3 protein-coding genes are annotated in these 4,165 nt (G+C 71.7%); all 3 read right to left on the minus strand.

Going from position 1 to position 4,165, the window contains the following annotated elements; genetic code table 11:
* Positions 1 to 236, minus strand: a 236-nt coding sequence (locus AB0C29_RS36605; protein WP_360830351.1) for a hypothetical protein, incomplete at its 3' end; no start/stop codon positions are given.
* Entirely contained in the window at positions 233 to 1,483 is a 1,251-nt protein-coding gene (locus AB0C29_RS36610; protein ID WP_360830354.1) for an SGNH/GDSL hydrolase family protein, read from the minus strand. The genes AB0C29_RS36605 and AB0C29_RS36610, both read right to left, overlap by 4 nt.
* On the minus strand, positions 1,480 to 4,165 hold a 2,686-nt coding region (locus tag AB0C29_RS36615), incomplete at its 5' end, for a glycosyl hydrolase 115 family protein (protein WP_360830357.1). The genes AB0C29_RS36615 and AB0C29_RS36610, both read right to left, overlap by 4 nt.

Genomic DNA, 4,165 nt, shown 5'->3' on the forward strand with positions numbered 1-4,165 from the left:
CGGCGTACCGCCTCGCGCAGGGCGGCGGCCTCCTCGGCGGTGATCGTGTCCGGCCCCCGCCGCACCGGCGGCGCGATGGCCAGGATGTCCGCCCCGGCGAGCAGGTCGAAGGTGCCCGCCGCGGCGAAGGCCAGGTCGAACACCGGACCGGCGAAGACCTCCCGGTACGTGGACAGCCGGGCCGGCAACGCCTCCGCTGGCGGCAGCAGCACCGCCACGTTGGTCATGTTGGTCATCGCAACCACCGCAAGGGGACAGCCTCGGCCAGTGCCCGGTAGCCGGCCGGGTTGAAGTGCAGGTGGTCACCGGTGTCGTAGGCGGGCAGCAGCCGGCGCGGGGCGGCCGGGTCGCGGACCACCGCGTCGAAGTCGACGACAGCGTCGAAGCGCCCGCTGCGCCGGATCCACTCGTTGACCCCGGTACGGGTCTGCTCCCGCAACCCGCCCGGATCGTCGTAGCCCTCGTTGCCGCCGAACGGCGTGATCGTGGCCCCGTACACCTGGATGTCGCGGGCGTGGGCCCGGGTGACGATCTGGTCGTACGCGGCCCGCAGGTCGTCGCCCACCCGCTGTTGCGCCTCGGGGGTGGCTGCCGCCGTACCGATGTCGTTGACGCCCTCGAAGACGATCAGCGAGGCGACCCCGCCCAGCGCGAGCACGTCGCGGTCCAGCCGGGCGAGGGCGCTCGGCCCGAGGCCGTCCTGGAGCACCCGGTTGCCGCCGGCCGCCTGGTTGAGCACCGCGTGGGCGCCGCGCAGGCGGGCGGAGAGCTGGTCCGGCCACCGGTCGTTGCCGTCGGGGGTGGAGCCCCGGCCGTCGGTCAGGGAGTCGCCGAGCACCACGGTGGCCGTGCTGTCGCCCGGTGCGAGCACTTCGACCCCGCTGAGGAAGTACCAGTGCACGACGGGGGTGGCGCCGGGCAGGTCCGCGGCGTCGTGGTGGTCGCCGCGCAGCAGGTGCGAGGTGGTGCGGGAACCGGGGTGCGAGGTCACCGCCGTGCTCGCCTGACCGGTGGCCAGGTAGAGCGTGACGGTGAGCTCGCTACGGGCCGGCACGTCGAGATCGATGGGATCGGAGACCACCTGCGCGCCCACCGGGACGGACGCGTACGTCCGCCCGGAGAAGGTGACCGGCCGCAGGGTGCCCGGCTCGATCGCGGCCGAGCCGGGCCGGCCCCCGGCGGGCCGGGCGATCGAGACGGCCGTGATCGGCAGGACCGCGCCGCCGAAGGCGTTGGAGAACCTCAGCCGTACGGAGCTCCCGGCGATCGACGTGTGCACGGTCTGGCGCAGGGTGGTGTCCACGAGCACCGAGTCGGTGCCGGTGAACGGGGCCGGCGGCAGGTTGCCCGGCTCGGTGAGCTGCGGCATCGACACCCAGGTGTGCAGCCAGTCCCGGCGCGGACGGTGGCCGCGGGTCTGGACGGCGGTGGCCACGGAGACCGCCGCGGCGCCGCCGAGGCCCAGCAGTGACCGGCGGTTCATCGGGTCACCCGCTTGCTCTCGGGCGGGCCGAGGTAGCTGTACTTGACCCCGCCGGTGTCGATCTCGAGGCGCTGCACGATCACGGTCGGGTCCACCATCCAGAACTTGAGGGTGTGCACGCCCGCCGTGGCCACGGTGTGCGTCGTGGTGGTGCGGTTGACGTTGTCGGAGGTGTTGCGTTCCCACTGGCGGTTCATGGTCGTGTCATCGGCGCCGGTGGCCTTGGTGATGTTGACCGTCTGCGGCGGCTGGTCGTCCAGCGAGATCGCGTACTTGAGGCCGTCGGTCGGCAGGACGTTGTTGCGCGGCGACAGCACCGCGGTCACCTTGACGGGGCCGGTCGTCTTCAGGGTGGTCGTGTACTCCAGGCGGGCGCCGGTGCCGCCGAGCGGGGTCAGGCCGTTACCGGTCTTGCCGATCTCCGGCAGCAGCCGCCAGTCGCCCACCTTGCGGGTGTAGTGGTCGGCCTCCATCGCGACGTAGCCGTTGGCCTCCACGAAGCCGCGCGGGCGCAGCACCGGGTTGTCGATCGGCGCCTGCACGACGGTGGTGGCGCCGGCCCCGGTCACGGTGATCGGCACGGTGGTGGTGCCCTTCGGCGCGCGCCGCCAGTCCACCCGGACGGTGGCCCGGACCTGCCGGCCGACCCGGCCGGCGGCCGGCGTGACGTGCACCCACGGGACGGCCGGGGTGATCCGGTACGCGAACGGCGTCGTGCCCTTGTTGTAGACCTCGATGTACTGCTGCGGCTGCGCCTGGTACGGGCTGAACGCGGGCAACGTGACCGGGTCCCCGCCGTCGAGGTCCACACCCATCGCGGCCGCCGTGGGCACCTCGATGCGCTTGAGGTACGGGTAGATCTCGTCCGGCAGCGCCACGTTGTCCTTCTCCGGCTGCTGCCAGGGCGCGTTGGGACCGTACCGGGCCACGTTGCCGTAACCGATCTTGGGCTGGAGTTGCCAGTTCTTCCACTTCCCGCCGGCCAGCTCGTTGTTGTAGTACGCGTTCAGCGCCTGGTCCTCGGCGAACCGGGCCTCGGCGAGGTCGGCCAGCTCGTTGGTGGCGGCGCGGCCCTGTCCGGCGTACCGGATGTTGGTGAACTCGGCCCGGCGCAGCGCGTACAGGTTCGCGGTGGCCTTGACCTGGTAGTAGACCAGCTGGAAGTAGGCGTCCTGCCAGGCCGCGGGCACCCTGGCCTTGATCCGTTCGGCCCGGGCGCCGAGCGCCTGCCACTCGGCGGTGACCCGGTCCATCTCCCGGTAGTCGGTGAGGCTGAACGGGTTGCCCTCGTCGTCGTAGGTGATCACCTGGGTGGCCGGGTCGATGGTGATGCGCCGGTTGAGCAGCTCGGGCTTGCGGCGCGACTGCAGGTGGCCGTAGTCGCTGAGCACCTCGGCGATGTCACCGGCCAGGGCCGGGCCGAAGTTCTGGGCCGCGTACTGCCGCTCCCACTCCCCCAGCTTGTGCAGCGGCAGCGCGTCGGGGTTCCAGGCGTAGTCGAGGAAGAGCTGGGTGGGCTGCTCCTCGTTCTTCAGGTCGCCGACGTTGACCATCCAGAGCCGGTCGACCCCCGAGCGGTACGAGAGGTTGAGCTGCTCCCAGGTGTTGGTCAGGTTGACCGTGTCGGCCCACTTGTAGTTGCGGCCGCCACCGACGTAGTCGAAGTGGTAGTACATGCCGTAGCCGCCGCTGCGGGCCGGCAGCGAGGCGTCCGGCAGCTTACGCATGTTGCCCCAGTTGTCGTCGCAGAAGACGACGGTGACGTCGTCCGGCGGCCGGTAGCCGCGGTCCCAGTAGCGCTGCACCTCCTTGTAGAGGGTCTGCACCTGGGGAGCGCCGATCAGGCCGGTGTCGCGCAGGATCTGCCGCTGGGTGTCGATGATGGAGCTCATCAGGTCGATGCCGTCGCCGTCGGGCAGGCCGACGTCGCCGTTGCCGCGCATGCCGAGGGTGACGACACCCTCGATCTTGTCGCGGGCCATCCGCTCGGCCCCGTCCCGCCAGTACGCCTTGATCGCGTCGGGGTTGCGGCGGAAGCTCCACTCGCCCGTTCCGGCGGGGTGCCGGTTCCACTCCTCGATGCCGCGCATCATCGGCGCCTCGTGCGAGGTGCCCATCACCACGCCGTAGAACGACGCGGTGGCGTGGTTCTGCGGGTCGTCCTCGGCGAAGGCACGGCCCCAGACGGCCGGCCACAGGTAGTTGGCCTTCAGCCGCAGCATCGTCTCGAAGACCTTGGCGTAGTAGGCCGCGTTGAGCCCGTTCGGGAAGCCGGGCGCCTTGCCGGGCCCGAAGTAGCCCGGGGCCCAGGTGCCGGTGGCCGGGTTCTCGTCGTTGATGAAGAAGCCGCGGTACTTCACCGCGGGCGTGCCCTGGGTGTGCCGCCCGGGCAGCAGGTACACCGCGTCCTGGTGACGGACCGGGACGTCGTCGAAGAAGCGCCAGGGCGAGACGCCGAGGCGCTTGGACAGGTCGTAGGCGCCGTAGATGCTGCCGCGCTGGTCGCTGCCGGCGATCACGAACGCGCGCCGGACGCCCGGCAGCGGGTTCTCCACGATCTGCTCGACCGTGGTCTCCCACTTGCCGGCGACGCCGCGCACGTCGAGCTTGCCCGCGGCGATCAGCCGGTCGATCAGCGGGCTCTTGCCGATGGTGCCGACCAGCACCGGGTCGCGCCCGCCG

Source organism: Actinoplanes sp. NPDC048791, from assembly GCF_040650095.1.
Taxonomy (GTDB): domain Bacteria; phylum Actinomycetota; class Actinomycetes; order Mycobacteriales; family Micromonosporaceae; genus Actinoplanes.

Coding starts and splice junctions, on each gene's coding strand:
- AB0C29_RS36610 (WP_360830354.1), bottom strand. CDS start 1,483: ATGAACCGCCGGTCACTGCTGGGCCTCGGCGGCGCCGCGGCGGTCTCC.